This is a genomic window from Clostridium sp. Marseille-P3244, from assembly GCF_900120155.1.
GTDB lineage: Bacteria > Bacillota > Clostridia > Lachnospirales > Lachnospiraceae > Mediterraneibacter.
Genome location: NZ_LT635549.1, coordinates 136,928 through 157,368, shown reverse-complemented (window position 1 = coordinate 157,368; position 20,441 = coordinate 136,928). Strand labels below are relative to the sequence as shown.

Genomic DNA, 20,441 nt, shown 5'->3' with positions numbered 1-20,441 from the left:
AAAGGCAGAAACCTCAGGGTATATACACTGGAACTTATTGTTTCTTCAATCAGAATACAAAGCGGCTTATAATGATTACAGACAGGAAAGGAGAGGGTTACCATGCAGAAATTTGTTTATGAGTACGCGACGAAGGTTTATTTTGGAGAAGGAGCGGCGAAAGAACACCTGGCAGCGGCTGTATCCGGCTATGGACCGAACGTTATGCTGGCCTATGGCGGCGGCTCTGTCAAGAAGAACGGGATCTACGATGAGGTGAAAAAAATCCTTGAGGATGCGGGGAAAACAGTGACGGATTTTTCCGGTATCATGTCCAACCCCACTTATGCAAAAGTGCAGGAGGGAGCGGAACTGGCCAAAAAAGAGGACATCGATTTTATCCTTGCGGTGGGAGGCGGCTCTGTCGTTGACTGCTGTAAGATCGTGGCGGCACAGGCGAAGACGGACCGGGATCTCTGGGAGATGGAGATGACGGAGCATCAGTTCCCCACGGAGATCCTTCCCATGGGGGCCATCGTCACTGCGTCAGGTACCGGAGCAGAGATGAACGGAGGAGCGGTGATCACCAATGAGGAGAAAGTGGTCAAGGCGGGAATGGCTGCCGCGGCGCCCCGGTTTGCCATCTTGGATCCGGCATATACCGCCTCCGTCCCGAGAATGCAGGTGATCTCGGGCGCGTTCGATACACTGAGCCACGCGATGGAAACCTATTTCGGGAATTCAGATCAGGACAATGTGTCGGACGATGTGGCTCTTGCGATCATGCGCAACACAGTCGTAAATATGAGGCGTCTGATGGGAAATATCAATGATATGCAGGCAAGAGGGAACCTGATGTGGGATTCCGCTATGGCAGAGAACGGGATCCTGAAAGTCGGCAGGGTGACGGACTTCCAGGCACACCAGCTTGAGCATCAGCTGGGAGCCTATACGGACTGCAACCATGGACAGGGACTGGCGGTCATCCATCCGGCGTACTACCGCCATGTCGTAAAAGACGCGGAAGAGAAGTTCGCCAGACTCGGGAAAGAGGTATTCGGCGTGGATACTGCGGAAAAAGCGGTGGAAGCGCTGGCAGACTTTATCAAAGAATGCGGACTTCCCACAAAGATGGGAGAGCTCAGGTCAAAAACGGAGATCACGCCGGAGCTTTTGAGAAAGGTGGCGGACACCTGCAATGTGATCAAGTGCGGGCCCAGAGAACTGAGCCGGGACGAGATCTATGACATTCTGATGGAATGTATGTAAGCCGGTGAACTGGAATGAGTGAAGTATCGGAAAAAGAACTTTTTGAAACCATGCCGGTGCCGAGGGCTGTCGCCACACTGGCAGTCCCCACGATCATCAGCCAGGCAGTGACCATGATCTATAATCTGGCGGACACCTTTTTCGTGGGGCAGATCGGAAACCCTTATATGGTGGCGGCAGTATCCCTGGTATCCCCATGGTTCAACCTGCTCACGGCTCTGGGCAATCTGTTCGGGCTGGGCGGAGGCAGCCTGATCTCCAGGATGCTGGGAAGGCAGGACCATAAGAATGTCAAGAATGTCTCCGCGTTCAGCGTATGGGGCGGCGCAGTGACGACACTTCTCTTCTCTGTGCTGACGTTTGCGTTCCGGACCCCTCTTCTCGAGTCCCTCGGGGCAAGTCCGGATACGTATGAGTATGCAGAGAGTTATCTGAACTGGGTCGTAGTGCTGGGCGGCGTCCCGACCATGCTCAGCCTGACTCTGGGGCATCTGCTGAGAAGCGAAGGCCATGCCCGGCCGGCAAGCGGGGGGATGATGTTCGGCGGCATCCTGAATGTGGCGCTGGACCCTGTGCTGATCTTCGGGTTTCAGCTCGGCGTGGCCGGCGCGGCCATAGCAACGGCGTTTTCAAACCTGGCTTCGGTGGTCTTTTTTGTGATCATGTACGCACGTCTTGGGGAGCGGACGTCCGTTTCCCTGTTTCCAAAGTATTTTACGTTCCGGTTTACCGGGCAGATTTTTTCCGTGGGACTGGTCTCTGCTCTGGCAACCGCGCTGGGGAACGCTTCCAACATGGTGATTGTGAAGCTGTCCTCGGGTTACGGAGATATCCCTGTGGCGGCCTATGGCATCGTCAAGCGGATCGACCAGTTCCCGTTAAATGTTTCCATGGGGCTGTGCCAGGGGTTCATGCCTCTGGTGGGCTATAACTATGCGTCAGGGAATTATAAGAGGATGCGTTCGGTTTCTTTCTTCTCCTGGAAGGCCGCAATCATCATGTCGGCCTGCTTTGTGGCATGTTTTGCCATATTTGCGCCGCAGATCCTGCATCTTTTCATCCCGGAGGCCCAGACCAGCACGCTGGGAGCAAGCTTCCTGCGGATCGCGTGTCTGGCGGTGCCGCTGACGGCAGTCAACTTTCTGATCAGCTATACCCTTCAGGCCATGGGAAAAGGGACCCAGTCCGCGATCCTTACCTTCAGCAGGCAGGGTCTTCTGAATATCCCGCTGCTTATCGTGATGGATCTGACGGTGGGCCTTTACGGTATGATCTGGACGCAGCTTCTGGTGGAGGTGATCATGCTTCCGGTCTCCTTCGGAATGTACATGCATACATGGAGGCGGCTGAAGCAGCCGCAGGCACTAAAAGACGGTTAGGAGCCCCCTGTGGCGGACAGAAACGGGATGATCAGAAGAAGAACGAGGTGATCAGAAGGATATGAAGAAGAAAATAATCTGCTGTCTGCTGACGGGGATGATCCTGGCTCTGACAGGATGCGGAAACAGAGAAGACAGGATGACTTACACAGAAGCAGATACAGACAGAACGGAAAGATCAGAAAAAACAGAGGGGGCCGATGCTGTGGCAGAGGGGACCACCTCCGTGACAGAGGGGACCGAAGAATACCGGGGATTTATCCTTGACAATGTACTGCATTCTGAAAACGACGGAGAGATCCACTATAATCTCTATGTCCCGGAGAGCTATGACGGGAGTGAACCCTATGCCCTGTTCTTTACTCTGCCCGGATATGAGGGGCTGTATTTCCAGGGAGTGGGCGAGAACCTGTACAGTGAGAACTTCGGGTTCGAGGCGCAGCATTATGTGGAGGATATGATCATTGTGGCTCCGCAGCTTTCCGACTGGGGCGAGACCTCGGCGGATCAGACCATCGCGCTTGTGGAGTATTTTCTGGGAAACTATAACATTGACAGTTCCAGAGTGTACGCGGAAGGATATTCCGGCGGAGGAGAGACGATGTCCCGGGTAATGGGGAAAAGGCCGGAACTTTTCACCGCTTATCTTCAGTGCAGTTCTCAGTGGGACGGAGACTATAAACCGGTGGTTCAGAGCCGGACGCCGGTATACTTTGTGATCGGCCAGGACGATGAGTATTACGGCTCCGGTCCTACCCGGGAGGCCTATGAGACTCTGCGGGACATGTACCGGGAAGAGGGGCTGTCTGACGAACAGATCGACCGGATCCTGGTGCTGGACGTGAAAGACGCGGACTATTTTGAAAGCAGAGGGATCACTGTCCAGCACGGCGGAGGCAGTCTGTTTGCCGCCGACGAAGAGATCATGGGCTGGCTGTTCGGGAAATGACAGCCCAGATCCGGTGGGCGCGGCTCCTGTTTTATCCGTATTGACAGATAAAAAAGGCTGAATTATAGTTTTAATCATAGATAAAACAGAACGGATAAAAGGAGGAGACGGATCCATGTACAACCTGCAGCTTGAGACTTTTATCGTTGTGGCAGATCTGGGAAGCTTTAACAAAGCGGCAGAAGCCCTTTACATCACTCCGCCCGCTGTCACGAAACAGATCAATCTCCTGGAAAAAGATCTTGATCTGAAGCTGTTCATCCGGACGCACCGGGGGCTTGCGCTGACAGAGGCGGGAAAATCTCTGTATAAAGACGCAAGATACATCATCCAGTACTGTAAAGAATCGGTGGAGCGGGCGAGAAAGGCCATGGAAGAGAAGGACAACCTGATCCGGGTCGGGATCTCTCCGATGACTCCCGCGGCGCCTCTCGTGCAGGAATGGGCGAAAGTGCAGAAGGAATATCCGGATATCAGGCTGCAGATGGTTCCTTTTATGAACAGCCTGGAGAGCGCAAGAGAGATCCTGAAAAATCTGGGCAGCAATATCGATGTGGTGGCCGGGATTTTTGACGAGACCATGCTGAAGCTCCGGCAGTGCTCAGGGATGGAACTCTCCAGACAGAGGATCTGCTGCGCCGTGTCCGCCACCCACCGCCTGGCGGAGAAGGAGATCCTGACCTATCAGGATCTGTACGATGAGAACCTGCTTATGATGCACAGGGGATGGAGCAACTATGTGGATGAACTGCGGGATGATATCTGGAAGAACCATCCGAGGATCCATGTGGTGGATTTTGATATTTACAGTATGGAAATCTTCAATCAGTGTGAGAACAGCGATGACATCCTGATGGTGGTGGAGAACTGGAAAGACGCCCATCCGCTGCTGAAGATCATTCCTGTGGAGTGGAAATATACGATCCCTTACGGTATCCTTTATTCCAGGGAACCGTCAGATCTGGTGAAGAGATTTCTAAAAGCGATGAAGAAGACAGCCGGGATGGGACAGGGAAATTGAGTATAAAGCAAAAGGTATTAACTGAGAAACTAAAGGAGACTTCTGTGGAGAGTCTCTTTTTTTTATAATAGAGACAGGCAATACAGATACAAGGGGTTTTACTGGAAATGAATAATTTTATATACGAGAATCAGACAAAAGTTTATTTCGGAAAGGGCTGTGTGAAGGAATTTCTCACCTGTCTGGTCAAAGATTATGACACGGTCATGATGGCCTGCGGCCAGGGGTCTTTGAAGAAGAACGGGATCTACGACGAGATCCTCAACATTCTTATGAAAGAAGGGAAAAATGTGGTGGAATTTCCCGGGATCATGCCCAACCCCACTTACAGGAAAGTCCTGGAAGGAGCGGAGCTTGCCCGGGAAAACAAGGTGGAGCTGATCCTGGGGATCGGCGGTGGCTCCGTCATGGACTGCTGCAAGGCAGTGTCCCTGGCAGCCCGCTGTGAAGGGGATCCCTGGGAAAACTACTGGGCCAGGAGGGGGATCATTGATTTCCGCCCGGTACCCCTGGGCGTGATCGCCACCACGGCAGGGACGGGGAGCGAGTGCAACGGCGCGGCGGTCATTACCAACGAGAATCAGAAGATCAAGACCGGATATGACTATCCTGCGTGCAATCCTCTGTTTGCTCTGCTGGATCCTGCGTATACGTTCAGCGTGCCGCGCAGGCAGCTGGCGTCGGGGGCATTTGACAGCCTTTCCCATATGATGGAGACTTATTTCAGCGAACCGGATGAACAGAATGTTTCGGATGAGATCACCGAGGCTCTGATGAGGAATGTGATCCTGAATATCAGGCTGGCTATGAAAAATCCCGGAGATTACACGGCCAGGAGCAATCTTTTATGGGAGTCTGCCCTGTCTGAGAACCGGCTGATCAAGCTGGGAAAGAAATGCGATTTCGCGTGCCACCTGATGGCGCATCAGCTGGGAGCTTATACAGACTGCAACCACGGACAGGCGGTGGCTGTTCTTCATCCGGCCTATTACCGGCACATTTACAAAGACGGCCTGGAGAAGTTTGCCAGGTTTGCCCGGAATGTGTGGGAGATTCCGGCGGAGGGGAAGTCAGAGGAGGAGCTGGCCCTGGCCGGGGTCGACGCTCTGGAAGGATTTATCCGGGAGATCGGCCTGCCCGCGGATCTGCGGGGACTGGGAATAAAAGACCGGAAGGAACTTGGGGAGATCGCCGGGTCCTGCCATTATTCTCCGGGCAGCTACCGGAGACTGGATCCGGATGAAATCCTCGAAATATTTCAGGAAGTGTTTTAGGAGGACAGAAAAATGAGCAAAAAAGTACTGATTATATCTGCAAGCCCGAGGAAGGGAGGAAATTCAGATCTTCTCTGTGATCAGTTTCAGAAGGGGGACGAGGAAGCGGGGAACACCGTGGAAAAGGTTGCTCTTAGGGAGCTGAAGATCGGACACTGTATGGCCTGTTACGGATGCAGGGGCACGAAGACGTGTGTTCAGAAGGACGATATGAAAGAGTTGCTGGACAAGATGGTGGAAGCAGACGTCCTGGTGCTGGCAACGCCGGTCTACTTCTATTCGATGGATGGACAGTTGAAGACCATGATTGACCGCACACTGCCGCGATACACAGAGATTCGCAATAAAGATGTCTATTTTATCGCTACTGCCGCGGCGGGAGAACATCTTATGGAGCGGACGATGGATGCCCTGAGAGGCTTTACCGACTGTCTGCCCGGTGCAAAAGTACGGGATGAGATCTACGGGGAAGGCGTCTACCAGAAGGGTGAGGTGGAAGACACGCCGGCATATCTGAGAGCCTACGAAGACGGCCGGAAGATCCGATAGATATCCGATGATGTCAGGCCCCGGATCAGGGCGGGGCATGAGAAACAGAAAATATGGAAGAAAGAGGCGAAGAACAGCATGAAAAGGCGTATTTTAGGAAAAGATCTGGAAGTGTCGGCGGTGGGACTGGGCTGTATGGGGATGAGCCATGCCTATGGCCCTGCGGCGGACAAAAAAGAGATGAAAGAGCTGCTTTCTGAGGCTGTGGACAGAGGCTATACCTTTTTTGACACAGCGGAGGTCTACGGCACGCCCGAGAATCCTCATGACAACGAAGAACTTCTGGGAGAGGCGCTGGCGCCGTACCGGAACCACATCGTCCTTGTATCTAAATGCGGAATCCGGTTTGACGAGACTTCAGACGCAGTGAACAAGCCGCTGATCCCGGACGGCAGACCGGAGACCATCAAAGAAGCTATCGACGGATCTCTGAAACGGCTCCGCACGGACCGTCTGGATCTGTACTACATTCACAGGATCGACCGGAGCGTACCCATCGAGGAGACAGCGGGAGCCATGAAGGAGCTGATGGACGCGGGAAAGATCACCCACTGGGGAATCTCGGAGGCGGACGAAGAGACGCTGAGACGCGCGCACAGTGTGTGTCCGGTGACGGCGGTGCAGAACCGTTATTCTATGATGTACAGAGATTATGAATCTCTGTTCCCGGTACTGGAAGAGCTCCAGATCGGATTTGTGGCCTTTTCCCCGCTGGCCAACGGACTTCTGAGCGCACAGTATCATAAAGATTCAAAATTCGAGAAGGGAACAGATTACCGCAGCGCGATGCCCCAGTTTACTCCGGAGGCTTTTGACAAAAACGAGGAGCTGATCCGGCGTCTGAAAGAAATGGCGGACAATAAAAACGCCACACCTGCCCAGATTTCTCTGGCCTGGATGATGGCGAAGAAATCGTGGATCGTGCCGATCCCGGGGACACGGAAGTACGGCCGGCTGATCGAGAACGCCCAGGCGGCGGATGTAGAGCTGTCAGAGCAGGAAGTAAGAGAGATTGACCGGATGCTGGATACGGTACCCATGTCAGAAGTGTTCGGTGGATCGAAGATCAAGAGAGAGCAGGATGAAAAGTAAAATCGGGAAGGAACTGCTTCTTTGACCACCGGGATCCGGCCGTGGTGGAGAACCTGGCCGGACTGGTGAGAAACGTATAACGTATAACAATGTATCACATGGAGGCAGCGCCGGGCGATCAGCACTGTTCCGCAATGGTGTACAGAAGCTCTTCTGTATCCTCCCATCCCAGGCAGGGATCCGTGATGGATTTCCCGTATACATGGTCGGGACCGATCTCCTGGCAGCCTTCTACCAGATAACTTTCGATCATGACCCCTTTGACCAGCTTCTGGATATCCGGGGAGACCCGGCGGCTGTGGAGAACTTCCTTTACAATACGGATCTGTTGTTCAAACTGTTTGCCCGAGTTGGAATGGTTGGCGTCAACGATTACTGCCGGGTTTTTCAGATCCCGTTTTTCATACATTTCCAGAAGAAGCTGAAGATCCTCATAATGGTAGTTGGGGATCGTGTTTCCATGCTTGTTGACCGCGCCTCTCAGGATGGTATGGGTCAGAGGATTGCCTTTCGTGCGGACTTCCCAGCCCCGGGAAATAAAATCATGGCCGTGCTGGGCCGCCACCACTGAATTCAGCATCACCGTGAAATCTCCGCTGGTAGGATTCTTCATGCCTGCCGGGACATCCAGTCCGCTGACCATGAGCCGGTGTTCCTGGTTTTCAACAGAACGGGCGCCGATGGCTACGTAAGAGAGAACGTCCGAGAGGTAATGGTAGTTATCCGGGTAGAGCATCTCATCCGCGGCGGTCAGGCCGGTCTCCTGGATGGAACGCATATGCATGTGCCGGATGGCCAGGATCCCGGCCAGAACATCCGGTTTTGCCTCTGGATCCGGCTGATGGAGCATTCCTTTGTAACCTTCTCCGGTTGTGCGGGGTTTGTTCGTATAAATGCGGGGAACCAGCACAAGACGGTCCGCCACTTTCTCCTGAACCCGGGCCAGCCGCCCGATATATTCACAGACGGCATCCTCGTTATCGGCAGAACATGGGCCTACGATTACAAGAAATTTATCAGAATTTCCTGTAATCACATCCTGGATCAGCCGGTCACGTTCTTCTTTTCTTTGCTTCAGTTCTTCGGACAGGGGTGTCTGTTTTTTGATCTCGTCCGGAGAAGGAAGCTGTCTGATAAATGTAAAACTCATAATATCATTCTCCTATCTGTCAGCTTAACTGTCAGCTGAAATCCAAAACAACAAATAGATTATAATATACGGTGATCGAGCTGTCGACATTTTTTCGAGTCATGTAAACAATTTTTTTACTTTTGGGAATTCACTTCTGGCGCAGACCGTGTAATAAGTAACGGACGCCTCCGGATCCAGGACAGGGACGACGACCCGGTTTTCCGGCGCGCCGTCTGTTGCTATCGTAATGTCAGAAACAAAGCAGGGAAGGACAGAGGAAGCGATAAGTTCATTCAGGGCAAAGCGTTCCGTCTGTACCAGGAACCGGGAGTGGGGCATCTTCTGATGGGGAAGGCTGTACCAGAAACCGATATCCGAATAAAGGAGCATATTTTCTCCGTCCATTTCCTCCATGTACAGACCGTCACGGTCCGCAAAACGATGGGTAGGCGGAAGGGCAAAGTACAGTTTTTCTGTTTCAGCCTCCTGCCAGTACAGATCATTATCCTCCGGCTCATAGGGGAGGATGATGATCTGATAGAGTCTGTTTCTCAATCCTTCTTCCAGAGGCAGGCAGTCTTTGCACTCGGAAGAGATGGTCTTGTCCGGATACAGCCGGGCCGCGTTCCGGACTGCTGTGATCATGGGCATGGGCGCGCAGGAACCGATGGAGATCGTACGGCTGGCCCGGTCCAGTGCGCGGACACGGTCCAGCATATCCTCCGTCTGTTCCAGTATCTTTACGGCGTATTCTGCCGCCAGCTTTCCGTTTTCATTGAATTCCAGCCGGTTTTTCGTGCGCCGGAAGAGAGAAACACGGAAATCAGATTCCAGTTTCTGCATAGAGCGCGTGAGTGTGGGCTGGGACATGTGGAGTTCTTCCGCGGCCCTGGACAAGGTGCCGTACCGGGCAAACGCGGCAAGCTGCTCCAGCTGATACAGTTCTGTCATTGAGGGATCCACCTTTCTGAAATTTACTATTCATATACAGTATAGCACAATGCGACATTCATATTGTACATTTTCAATTGGCTTTTTTATAATTTAGAGGAGAAAAAAGAAAGAGGAGGACGAGATCATGGAATATGTAACTTTAAATAATGGAATCGAGATGCCGATGGAAGGTTTTGGAGTGTTTCAGGTGCCGGATCCCGCGCAGTGTGAGCAGGCTGTGCTGGATGCGATCGCCGGCGGCTGCCGGCTGATCGATACGGCAGCGGCCTATATGAATGAGGAAGCTGTCGGAAGAGCCGTCGCGAAGTGCGGCGTGCCCCGGGAAGAGCTGTTCATCACTACAAAACTGTGGGTACAGGACGCAGGGTATGAAGAAGCGAAACAGGCAATCCAGACCTCTCTGGACAAACTGGGACTGGAGTATCTGGATCTGTATCTGATCCATCAGCCTATGGGCGATTATATCGGCGCATACCGGGCGATGGAGGAAGCGTACAGAGAAGGAAAACTGCGTGCCATCGGAGTATGTAATTTTTACCCGGCCCGGCTGGCGGATCTCTGTGAGACGGTTGAAGTCACACCGGCGGTGAACCAGGTAGAGCTCCATCCGTTTTTCCAGCAGGAGGACGCCCTGGCATTGATGAAAGAATACGGGGTGTGCCCGGAGGCCTGGGGACCGTTCGCGGAGGGAAATCATGGAATCTTCACCCATCCTGTTCTGACGAAGATCGGAGAGAAGTATGGCAAGAGTGCCGCACAGGTGGCCCTTCGCTGGAATGTACAGAGAGGCGTGGCCGTAATCCCGAAATCCGTACACAAAGACCGGATGGAACAGAACATGAATATCTGGGATTTTAAACTCAGCGAGAAGGATATGGCCGAGATCGTGAAGCTGGATCTTGGTCACAGTGAGATCGTCAACCATGACGATCCGGAATTTGTAAAAATGCTGCACAGTATGAAAGTTCATGACTGAGCCGGCAGGAGGGTCTACGGATGATCTTTTATTTTACAGGGACGGGGAACAGCCTGTATGCCGCAAAGCAGCTGGACGCCGAAGTGGTAAGCATACCTCAGGCCATCCACAGAAAAGATCAGACTTATGAAGCGGACACGATCGGCATCGTCTGCCCGGTATACGGGCATGAGATGCCTTCCATGGTGAAAGATTTTCTAAAAGAGGCAAAGTTTTGCACGGATTATCTGTACCTGGTCCTGACTTTTGGAAATTTCCACGGCGGGGCGGCGTCCCTGGCGGAAAGAGAATTAAGGGCCGCCGGGAAAAGAGCGGACTATATCAATACTCTGAAGATGGCCGATAATTTTCTGCCTGCGTTTGACATGGAAGAGCAGATGGGTTCAGAACCGGAGAAAAGAGTGGAAGAGCAGATCGACAGGATCAGAAGAGACATCGCCGGACGGCGGCGGTGGATACAGCCGGCCGGTGAAGAAGACCGGGAGTGGCACAGAAAGTATCTGGAAGCGCAGAAGTTGCTGCCGGATGATCTGTGGAGCCATATATACAGAGTGACAGAGGACTGTATCGGCTGCGGGATCTGCACGAGAGTCTGCCCGGCAGGCTGTATCCGTCTGGAAGGACAGAGAGCGGTCTACACAATGGAAAACTGCCAGATGTGCATGGCATGCATTCACCACTGCCCGCAGAACGCCATCCGCCTGAACACTCCGGAAAAGAATCCGCAGGCCAGGTACCATAACAGCCATATCCGGCTGACAGAGATCGTAAACGCCAATGATCAGCATCCGGAACTGTACAAACCCAGAGGTATATAGTGAAAAACTAATTGAGGCTACTGTTTCACAGAGCCTCAATTTATAATAAAGACGACAGGAAAGATCTACAGGAGGATGAACATGAAGGTATTGATGATCAATGGAAGCCCTCATAAGGAGGGGAATACGTATATCGCGCTGAAAGAAATGGAGAAAATCTTCACACAGGAAGGAATTGAAAGTGAGATCATTCAGGTGGGAAACAAGGCCATCCGCGGCTGTAACGGATGCCGTGTCTGCGCGGAAAGAGGGAAATGTGTTTTTGAAGACTGTGTCAATAAGACTGCTCCCAAATTCGAAGAATGTGACGGACTGGTCATCGGAAGCCCGGTCTATTTCGCGTCGGCCAACGGAACCCTGGTCTCTTTCCTCGACCGGCTGTTTTACAGTACGCCGTTCGATAAAACCATGAAAGTCGGCGCGTGCGTTACCTTGGCCAGAAGAGGGGGATTGTCCTCAACATTCGATGAGCTGAATAAATATTTTACGATCTGCGGGATGCCGGTGGCTTCCGGACAGTACTGGAACAGCATACACGGCAGGGAGATCGGCGAGGCCGTGGGAGATGCCGAGGGACTGCAGGGCATGCGTACGCTGGCAAGAAATATGGCGTTTCTTATGAGAGCGGTAGAACTCGGGAAGAAAGAGTACGGGCTCCCGGAAAAAGAGCCGTTCGAGAGAACCAATTTTATCCGTTAATGATCCGGGAAGCCGGGGCGGCCCTGAAGTAGTACAGCCGGGGCAGCAGGCTGACACGCGGCCGCGGCGGGAGAGAAGGAGGCGGCGATCAATGGATGGACAGAGAAAGACAGGAGAGAGCATGAAGTCGGTTTTTCTGATCCTTGCAGTGTTTCTGTCTGCCATATTCCTGCTCTCAGGATGCGGCGGACAGACAGCAGAGAGGACCCCGTCCGGGGCATCCGGACAGGAGACGGAAAGTACAGGGAATGTGGATGAAGAGATGACAGACATGGAAAACACAGGCAGTGCGCAGGAGTATACACCGGATACAAGAGTGGTGGATGTAATCAATGATCCGGTCTTCGGAGATCATGGAAGACTGATCTTTCCGGCGGACCGGTCCATAGACGGAAACCTGGAGCTTAAAGACGTGGGGCGGATCCTGACATGGTACAACAATGTAAATCCGGAGCGGACCGTGGGAATCGCTAATTATCTGAAGGATCAGGCATCTGCCGGCGAGCAGATATTCTATGACATCTACACAGATGAAGAAAAAGCCGAAGATCCGGACAAGGAAGATACCGGGCTGTTCTTTTTCCGGGGAGATCCGGGGCAGAAGACTGCAGTCGTAAATGCGGGCGGCGGTTTTGTCTATGTGGCAGCCATGCATGACAGTTTTCCGCAGGCGCTGGAGCTCTCCCGCCGGGGATACAATGCCTTTGCCCTGATCTACCGGCCCGGAGCGGACACGGCATGTGAAGACCTGGCAAGGGCGATCGCCTTTCTCCATGAGCATGCGGAAGAGCTGAAGATCGACATGACCGATTATTCTCTGTGGGGAGGCTCCGCGGGAGCGCGCATGGCGGCCTGGCTTGGATCCTACGGGACAGAATCTTTTGGAGAACGGGAGTATCCGGCACCCGCGGCAGTCATTATGCAGTATACAGGCCTGTCCGATGTGACAGGAAATGAACCTCCCACTTATGCCTGCGTGGGGACCAGCGACGGGATCGCTTCCTGGCAGTCCATGGAACGCTATGTCAGCCGGATCCGGGACAACGGAACGGATGCAGAGATTGAAGTGTTTGACGGACTGCGCCACGGCTTCGGACTTGGGGAAGGGACTGTGGCAGAAGGATGGATCGATCATGCGGTCAGCTTCTGGGAGAGAAATATGAAATAAATGGGAATAATTTTAGAAATAATACAGGAGGAAGACAAGATGTTAAATGTAAGATTAAATGACGGAAACAGCATACCGGCAGTGGGATTCGGCGTTTTTCAGATCCCCAGTGACGGACCGACTTACGACGCAGTATCAGAGGCGTTAAAGGCAGGGTACCGCCACATTGATACAGCGGCTGCCTACATGAATGAATCAGATGTGGGAAGAGCGGTAAAAGACAGCGGGATCAGCCGGAGCGAGATCTTTATCACCAGTAAACTGTGGCTGCAGGATTACGGATATGAGGCAGCGAAAAAAGGGATCGAGACTTCTCTTGCCAATCTGGGCACGGACTATATCGACTTATATCTTCTGCACCAGCCTTACGGCGATGTGGCAGGGGCCTGGAAGGCGCTGGAAGAGGCGAAGGCAGAGGGGAAACTGAGATCCATCGGAGTGAGCAATATGACGCCGAAGATCTGGAACCAGTATGTTCCTCAGTTTGAGACGGTCCCTGCTGTAAATCAGGTGGAATGCAACCCCTTCTTTCAGCAGAGAGAGCTGCGTGCGCTGCTGGAAAAAGATCAGGTGAAGATCGAGGCATATTTCCCGCTGGGACACGGTGATCCGAAGCTTCTTTCAGATCCGGTCATCCTGAAACTGGCGGAAAAGTACGGAAAAAATGCCGGACAGATCATCCTGCGCTTTGAGGTTCAGGACGGACAGATCATTCTCCCGAAATCCACAAATCCGGAGAGGATTGCCGGAAATATCCGGCTGGATGATTTTGAACTGACGGAAGGCGAGATGGAAGAGATGAGAGCCCTGGATACCGGGAAGGGGACTCATGATCCGGAAGCGCCGGGAGTGGGAGAGAACCTTCTCAGGGCATACCGGATCCACGATTAAAAAGGAAAAAAGACAGGCAATGCGGCCGGATTTCCACGAAAGGCGGAAACCCGGCCGCATTAATTATATCTGCATATAAAGCGGTGATATTATATGCGGATAAGAATGAAGGATGCGCAATGATTAATTGAAAAATTAATTGCAACATAGGTTGTTGCAGTTAGAATTACAAGGCATATGAGCCATGGAGTTGCAGTTGTAACTTCATGGTTTCTTTTTGCTTTTTTCCCAGTATACTATCCTTGTCCTGTCTTCGGATTGGAGGTAACCATGAGTAATAAACACCTTACATATGATGACAGGCTTACTATCCAGGCAGGTCTGCAGCAGGGATTGAAGATCGCACAGATCGCCAAAAACATTGGAAAGGATCGGTCTACTGTCGGCAGAGAGATCAAAGCACACAGGAGACTGGTTGCCACTTCCAAAGGGAACAACTGTATCCACCATCGCACCTGTACCAGAATCCCGAACTGTCGTTCAGGCTGCTTCCATGGAAAGAAGCAGTGCCAGACAGCATGTGGACGATGCCAGGAAGGATGCCCTGATTATCGGGAAGAATTCTGTACAGACTATGAAAAGTCACCGTTTGTATGTAATGCCTGTGACCACCGGCTTCGCTGCCGTCTGCGCAGGATGCTCTATGATGCCAAGTATGCTCAGCAGCAGTATGAACAGATGCTCTCGGAGTCCCGGAAAGGAATCTCCCTCACAGAGCAGGAATTAAATCGGATCAATGATACGATTACGCCACTGTTAAAAAAAGGACAGTCACTTCCTGTTATCTGTGAACGTTACAGAGATGAGTTGCCAGTATCGAACCGGACAATCTATTCCTATATTGACGCAGGTCTTCTGGATGCCAGAAATATAGACCTGAGAAGGAAACTACGCAGGTCGGAACGTAAAAAGAGCGGTCCGGTTCTCAGGGTAGATCGAAAATGCCATATCGGACGCAGCTATGAAGAATGCGAGGAATATATGCGCCAGAATCCAGATGCCATAGTCAGCCAGATGGACAGTGTGGTCATACACAAAGGCAGCCAGACACTGCTGACAATCTTGTTTACCAACTGTGACGTACAGCTCATGTTCCTGAGAGAGCGCAACACAGCGGGATCAGTAACAGAAATATTCTGCCGGCTGCGGGAAGCACTTGGAGATGAGAAATTCCGGATGCTTTTTCAGGTTATTATTACCGATCGGGGAAGCGAATTCAGCGATCCCGAAAAAATCGAAGCAGATATGGAGACCGGAGAGATCCAGTGCCGGGTATTCTATTGTGACCCGATGAATACAGATTAGAAGAGCAACTGTGAACGGAACCATGAATTGATCCGTTATATCATACCTAAAAATCATGCAAAGGATGAATATACGGAAGAAGAGATCAGGGAAATGATGAACCACATCAATTCCTATCCACGAAAAAAGTGGAACGGACAGGCTCCTATAGATCTTTTTATCAAGATCTACGGCCAGGAGACTGCGAACCTCCTGGGCCTTGAAAAGATCCCATCCGATTCCATAACCCTTACACCGGCTTTGTTTAAGAAGTAAACCGGAATTTTAGAGAAGACAGGACACGGTAAAAAAGGGAACACAAACAGGGTGCATTTACAACTTCTGCGAAAAGTAAAAAATGCAGTCTGTGTTTTGTCATGCCTTCCTTTAAGAAATTTTACAAGGAAAATCGGAAAAAGGCAATCCAAAGCCAGAAAAACAGCTTAAAACTGTTGCAGTTACTCATGATCTTATGCAGTTACAACTTCATAAAGTTTTCAATGTGCAGTTACAACTTCAATGTTGCATTTAGAATTTCAATTAACCAGGAGGTGCAGGAACAAAGATAGCAATACCCGGAAGGCATGATGATATATGCATGATAAGTATTTGCCTGTGAGCTGACATTGTGTCAAAATAATATCGGAATTTAAACTGACACAGTGTCAGAATGAAAGGAGAGAATTTGATGAAGAAAAATGTCGGATCATTATTGGCATTATATCCCATGCCCGTTACGGTGATCGGGGCCATGAATGAGAACGCTCCGACCTGGACGCTTGTAGCCCATGTGGGGATCATCGGACACGACCGGGTGCTGATCAGTCTGGCCGCTCCGCATTTTATCAATCGTGTGATCAAAAAAACAAAGAAGCTGTCGGTGAATCTCGTCAGCAGGGAAATGCTTCCTCAGACGGATATTGCAGGTTCTGTGAGTGGAGCAAAGGAAGATAAATCCGGGCTGTTTGCGTACGAGACAGGGGAGAACGGCGCGCCGGTCATAAAGGAGGCACCGTTGACGATGGAATGTACCGTGGCCGATATCTACAATACAGAAGGATTTGAAAGTTTTATCTGTACGATCGACGCCACCTATGTGGAAGAAACGTGTCTGGACGAGAAAGGGAAGCCGGACTACCGGGTATTAAAACCGGTATTGTTCCAGTTCCCCACGTATGAGTATCTGGAAACCGGCGATGTGATTGGCAAATGTCTGTCTTTTAAGGAGGAGTCAAAATGAAATATACAAGACTGGGAAATTCCGATCTGAATGTCTCCCGCATCTGTATGGGATGCATGGGGTTCGGCGACGCGGCCAACGGGCAGCACACCTGGACGATCGATGAAGAGCGCACCCGGGAGATCATCCGCCGGGGACTGGAATCCGGAATTAATTTTTATGATACGGCCATCGCATATCAGAGCGGCACCAGCGAGCAGTACCTGGGCCGGGCGCTGAAAGACTATGCAAAAAGGGACGAAGTCGTGGTGGCGACGAAATTTCTTCCCCGCACGCCGGAGGAAATTGAAAAAGGAATTTCCGGACAGGAACATATTCAGCGTATGATCGATAAAAGTCTGGACAATCTGGGGACGGAATATGTGGATCTGTATATTTACCATATGTGGGATTATGCCACGCCTCTCTATGATATCCTGGAAGGCCTGAACAATGTGGTGAAAGCAGGAAAGGCAAGATATATCGGCATCTCCAACTGTTATGCCTACCAGCTGGCGAAGGCCAATGCCCTGGCGGAAAAGGAAGGATTCGCGAAATTTGTCTCCATACAGGGACACTATAACCTGATCTTCCGGGAGGAGGAACGGGAGATGGCCAAGCTGTGCCGTGAGGACAATATTGCCATGACGCCTTACAGCGCTCTGGCGGGAGGAAGGCTTTCCAAGGCTCCGGGCGAGACCTCGAAACGTCTGGAAGAGGACGACTATGCCAGACTGAAATATGACGGGACGGCAAAGGAAGACTCTGTCATCATCTCCCGTGTGCAGGAGCTGGCTTCAAAGCGCGGGGTATCCATGACAGAGATTTCTCTGGCATGGCTTCTGACAAAGGTGACGTCTCCGGTGGTGGGCGCGACGAAGCTGTCCCATATTGAAGGAATGGCTAATGCGGCGGAACTTACATTGACAGAGGAGGAGACGGCTTATCTTGAAGAACCTTATGTTCCTCACAGGCTGGTGGGAGTTATGGCGCAGAATACAGCGGATCAGGCAGGAGAAAAACATGTCTGGTCTGTCGGAAGCCAGAAACTGTAACAGCAGGACAGACTTATTCTGTAACAGAAGGGCGGGAAAAGCAGCGGCAGGATTGAAAACTTGATCAGACAGCAGGGAGAGATGGCTCATGAAAATACAGAAAAGGAAGCAGATGTTAATCATAACGGCAGTAAGTCTGGCTTGTGTTCTGACAACAGGATATATTCTGGATCTGTCTTCAGCCAGACAGACAAAAGCCGAGATCCTGACAGCAGAGGAACAGGCCGCTTTAGAGACAGATCTGTCAGATCCGTCAGAGGCAGAAACAGAAAATGTGACAGAAATGGAAAATGTGGCAGAAGCGGAAGATCCGGCAGAAGCGGACGGAGAAATCCCCGATTCTTACACGATCGGCGGGGACTCCGGTCATTGTCTGGTGTACGATCGGGATGGCGGATCGGGGAATGACCCGGGGGTGGTATACGGAAACCGGAGAATATGTGGACTGGGCAACAAATGACCACGGCGCGGTCCTGATCGGTTATACTCCGCAGACCGTGATCATTGCAGATCCCATCTCCGGGCAGGTTGAATATGACAGGGAACAGTTTGAATCCGTATTTGCCTCCAGATCCGGACAATGTGTTATACTTTCTGCAGAGGAAAATTGAAAGGGAATATTTATGAAGATTATTGTTTTACAGGGCAGCCCGAATAAAAGGGGCTCCACAAATATATTGGTGAAAGAATTTACAAGAGGCGCGACAGAGGCAGGGCACAACGTTGTCCGGTTTGATCTGGCAGAGATGAATATCGCCCCATGTACAGGATGTGTGTCCTGTGGCTATGAAGGCCCGTGCGTGCAGCATGATGAGAATCAGAAGATACGGTCGGAGATCCTGAGTGCCGATATGATCGTTTTTGCCACTCCGCTCTATTACTATGGAATGTCCGCCCAGCTGAAGATCGCAGTAGACCGGTTCTGTTCCTATAACAGCAGCATCACCCGGAAACGGATGAAGTCCGCGCTGCTGGCAGTGGCCTGGAACAGCGACGACTGGACATTTGATGCTTTGGAGAACCATTACCGGACACTGGTGAGGTACCTGGATCTGCAGGATCAGGGCATGGTACTTGGCAGAGGATGCGGAAGTCCGTCCATGACGAAAAACAGCCGGTTCCCCCGGATGGCGTACGAACTGGGAAGGTACGGGACGGGACAGTCAGGCTGATACAGCATTTAGGACGAAAATCTATAAAGGAAGTGAGAACACATCATGTGGATGCTCTATGCCCTGGGCTCTGCCTTCTTCGCGGGGCTGACATCTGTTCTTGCAAAATGTGGAATACGGAGGACAGATTCGACTGTAGCGACGGCAGTGCGGACGGTTGTAATTCTGTTGTTTTCCTGGATTATGGTATGGGTCGTCGGGTCTTTTGATCAGATTTGGTCGGTTGACGGCAGGACCCTTCTGTTTCTTATACTCTCCGGAGCAGCCACGGGAGCGCCCTGGCTCTGCTATTACCGGGCGCTTCAGGAGGGCCCTGCCAGTGTGGTGGCGCCTGTCGATAAGTTAAGCGTGGTCGTAACGGTTGTATTTTCCTATTTTGTGTTTGGGGAAAAGCTGGATAGGAGGTCAGCGGCCGGACTTTTTCTGCTGACGTCAGGAACTGTAGTGATGGCCTTGTTATAAAAAACAAAGAATTGAAAAAAATATTGTGGGATGTTATCCTCGTTATGAGGTGAACGATTATGGAATTAAGAGTGCTGAGATATTTCCTGATGGTGGCCAGAGAAGAGAACATTACGAAAGCCGCAGAACTCCTCCATATTACCCAGCCGACTCTTTCCAGACAGCTTATGCAGCTGGAGGATGAGCTGGGCACGAAGCTGCTTCAGCGGAGCAGCCACAGTATCCGGCTGACGGAAGACGGCATGCTGTTAAAACGCAGAGCTCAGGAACTGGTTCAGCTTGCAGACAAGACAGCCGGAGAATTCCAGAAAGGAGAAGAACTGTCAGGCAATATCGCGATCGGGAGCGGAGAGGGCAACAGCGTACAGGAGCTGGCGGGTGTAATCCGGGCTTTTCAGAAGAAACATCCGCTGGTTCAGTATGACCTGTATACAGCCAATGCGGACGATATTAAAGAGCGGCTGGACAAAGGCCTTTTGGATATGGGGCTTTTGATGGAGCCGGTAGACATTACAAAATATAATTTCATCCGGCTGACACGGAAAGAACGATGGGGGGTCCTGGTGAGGAAAGATTCAAGACTTGCGGGTAAAGATTCGGTCAGGCCGGAGGATCTTCTGGATATACCGGTCTTCCTGGCACAGAGGGCTCTTATTAAAAATGAAATAGAAGGATGGTTCGGGGATTATTATGATCAGATCCATATTGCCGGGACTTTTAATCTGATCAATAATGTAGCAGTCATGGTGGAAAACAATATTGGCGTGGCATTCTGTTTCCGGATCCAGAACAGGTTCGATAATCTGGAATTTATTCCTCTGGCTCCGTCCCTGGAGACCGGGGCGGTGCTTGTCTGGAAAAAGGCACAGATGGTTTCAAGGACGATGCATCAGTTCATCAGTTTTATGAAAGAATGCCGGGAAACGGAAGAATAATCTGCGTGGAAAAGAGGCGGATGACTCTGAAAGGAGTTATCCGCCTCTTTTCCATGTACCTGTCATCTCAGACTGCATAGCGGCGCGATATTTTCCACCCACAGGGAAAAGGAAGGAGGCAAAGACATACGGCTGAGGCATGGGGCGTAATAAAAAACAAGCAT

Annotated in this window: 23 protein-coding genes; 21 read left to right on the top strand and 2 right to left on the bottom strand. The window is 51.5% G+C overall.

Going from position 1 to position 20,441, the window contains the following annotated elements; genetic code table 11:
- Positions 1–102: 102 nt before the first annotated feature.
- The 7 genes from BQ7367_RS02565 (at position 103) to BQ7367_RS02535 (ending at position 7,512) form a co-directional block, all read left to right on the top strand.
- Positions 103–1,248: an iron-containing alcohol dehydrogenase gene (locus BQ7367_RS02565; RefSeq protein ID WP_072524071.1), complete on the top strand. Its 1,146-nt coding sequence runs from the start codon at positions 103–105 to the stop codon at positions 1,246–1,248.
- A gap of 14 nt (positions 1,249–1,262) precedes the next feature.
- Positions 1,263–2,627, top strand: coding sequence for an MATE family efflux transporter (locus BQ7367_RS02560; RefSeq protein WP_072524070.1), 1,365 nt, complete (start codon positions 1,263–1,265; stop codon positions 2,625–2,627).
- A 61-nt stretch (positions 2,628–2,688) separates the two neighbouring features.
- Complete coding sequence (locus tag BQ7367_RS02555; protein ID WP_072524069.1) at positions 2,689–3,576, top strand: prolyl oligopeptidase family serine peptidase; 888 nt, start codon at positions 2,689–2,691, stop codon at positions 3,574–3,576.
- 115 nt (positions 3,577–3,691) lie between these two features.
- Positions 3,692–4,597, top strand: coding sequence for a LysR family transcriptional regulator (locus BQ7367_RS02550; RefSeq protein WP_072524068.1), 906 nt, complete (start codon positions 3,692–3,694; stop codon positions 4,595–4,597).
- 107 nt (positions 4,598–4,704) lie between these two features.
- Complete coding sequence (locus BQ7367_RS02545; RefSeq protein WP_072524067.1) at positions 4,705–5,871, top strand: iron-containing alcohol dehydrogenase; 1,167 nt, start codon at positions 4,705–4,707, stop codon at positions 5,869–5,871.
- Positions 5,872–5,883: 12 nt separating this feature from the next.
- On the top strand, positions 5,884–6,420 hold the full coding sequence (locus tag BQ7367_RS02540; protein WP_072524066.1) for a flavodoxin family protein: 537 nt from the start codon (positions 5,884–5,886) through the stop codon (positions 6,418–6,420).
- 78 nt (positions 6,421–6,498) lie between these two features.
- Complete coding sequence (locus BQ7367_RS02535; protein ID WP_072524065.1) at positions 6,499–7,512, top strand: aldo/keto reductase; 1,014 nt, start codon at positions 6,499–6,501, stop codon at positions 7,510–7,512.
- Between the two features lie 118 nt (positions 7,513–7,630).
- On the opposite strand, the gene BQ7367_RS02530 is transcribed toward BQ7367_RS02535, so the two are convergent.
- Positions 7,631–8,662, bottom strand: coding sequence for a 3-deoxy-7-phosphoheptulonate synthase (locus tag BQ7367_RS02530; RefSeq protein WP_072524064.1), 1,032 nt, complete (start codon positions 8,660–8,662; stop codon positions 7,631–7,633).
- Between the two features lie 99 nt (positions 8,663–8,761).
- Positions 8,762–9,595 (bottom strand): LysR family transcriptional regulator, encoded by an 834-nt coding sequence (locus tag BQ7367_RS02525; protein WP_072524063.1) that lies wholly within the window; start codon positions 9,593–9,595, stop codon positions 8,762–8,764.
- A gap of 127 nt (positions 9,596–9,722) precedes the next feature.
- Between BQ7367_RS02525 and BQ7367_RS02520 the strand changes: the two genes are divergently transcribed.
- From BQ7367_RS02520 to BQ7367_RS02465, 14 genes are all read left to right on the top strand, one after another.
- Positions 9,723–10,574, top strand: a complete 852-nt coding sequence (locus tag BQ7367_RS02520; protein WP_072524062.1) for an aldo/keto reductase — start codon at positions 9,723–9,725, stop codon at positions 10,572–10,574.
- Positions 10,575–10,594: 20 nt separating this feature from the next.
- The gene (locus tag BQ7367_RS02515) at positions 10,595–11,392 is read left to right on the top strand and encodes an EFR1 family ferrodoxin (protein WP_072524061.1); all 798 of its coding nucleotides are present in this window, start codon (positions 10,595–10,597) and stop codon (positions 11,390–11,392) included.
- 81 nt (positions 11,393–11,473) lie between these two features.
- Positions 11,474–12,091, top strand: a complete 618-nt coding sequence (locus BQ7367_RS02510) for a flavodoxin family protein (protein WP_072524060.1) — start codon at positions 11,474–11,476, stop codon at positions 12,089–12,091.
- A gap of 91 nt (positions 12,092–12,182) precedes the next feature.
- A complete protein-coding gene (locus BQ7367_RS02505; RefSeq protein ID WP_235837526.1) occupies positions 12,183–13,259 on the top strand; it encodes an alpha/beta hydrolase in 1,077 nt (358 codons plus the stop codon).
- A 39-nt stretch (positions 13,260–13,298) separates the two neighbouring features.
- Complete coding sequence (locus BQ7367_RS02500; RefSeq protein WP_072524059.1) at positions 13,299–14,150, top strand: aldo/keto reductase; 852 nt, start codon at positions 13,299–13,301, stop codon at positions 14,148–14,150.
- 270 nt (positions 14,151–14,420) lie between these two features.
- On the top strand, positions 14,421–15,455 hold the full coding sequence (locus BQ7367_RS02495; protein WP_235837525.1) for a helix-turn-helix domain-containing protein: 1,035 nt from the start codon (positions 14,421–14,423) through the stop codon (positions 15,453–15,455).
- A 27-nt stretch (positions 15,456–15,482) separates the two neighbouring features.
- Positions 15,483–15,710 carry a hypothetical protein gene (locus BQ7367_RS14710; protein ID WP_235837524.1) on the top strand — a complete coding sequence of 76 codons (228 nt, stop codon included), beginning with the start codon at positions 15,483–15,485 and terminating at the stop codon, positions 15,708–15,710.
- A 412-nt stretch (positions 15,711–16,122) separates the two neighbouring features.
- Positions 16,123–16,674 carry a flavin reductase family protein gene (locus BQ7367_RS02490; RefSeq protein ID WP_072524058.1) on the top strand — a complete coding sequence of 184 codons (552 nt, stop codon included), beginning with the start codon at positions 16,123–16,125 and terminating at the stop codon, positions 16,672–16,674.
- Positions 16,671–17,708 carry an aldo/keto reductase gene (locus BQ7367_RS02485; RefSeq protein WP_072524057.1) on the top strand — a complete coding sequence of 346 codons (1,038 nt, stop codon included), beginning with the start codon at positions 16,671–16,673 and terminating at the stop codon, positions 17,706–17,708. The genes BQ7367_RS02490 and BQ7367_RS02485 overlap by 4 nt, the downstream gene beginning before the upstream one ends.
- 88 nt (positions 17,709–17,796) lie before the next feature.
- Complete coding sequence (locus tag BQ7367_RS14705) at positions 17,797–18,168, top strand: hypothetical protein (protein ID WP_235837523.1); 372 nt, start codon at positions 17,797–17,799, stop codon at positions 18,166–18,168.
- Positions 18,098–18,319: a hypothetical protein gene (locus BQ7367_RS14700; RefSeq protein WP_328586513.1), complete on the top strand. Its 222-nt coding sequence runs from the start codon at positions 18,098–18,100 to the stop codon at positions 18,317–18,319. The genes BQ7367_RS14705 and BQ7367_RS14700 overlap by 71 nt, the downstream gene beginning before the upstream one ends.
- Before the next feature lie 12 nt (positions 18,320–18,331).
- Complete coding sequence (locus tag BQ7367_RS02475) at positions 18,332–18,880, top strand: flavodoxin family protein (protein WP_072524056.1); 549 nt, start codon at positions 18,332–18,334, stop codon at positions 18,878–18,880.
- A 45-nt stretch (positions 18,881–18,925) separates the two neighbouring features.
- Positions 18,926–19,342, top strand: a complete 417-nt coding sequence (locus BQ7367_RS02470; protein WP_072524055.1) for an EamA family transporter — start codon at positions 18,926–18,928, stop codon at positions 19,340–19,342.
- Positions 19,343–19,401: 59 nt separating this feature from the next.
- Positions 19,402–20,277: a LysR family transcriptional regulator gene (locus BQ7367_RS02465; RefSeq protein ID WP_072524054.1), complete on the top strand. Its 876-nt coding sequence runs from the start codon at positions 19,402–19,404 to the stop codon at positions 20,275–20,277.
- Positions 20,278–20,441 lie beyond the last annotated feature (164 nt).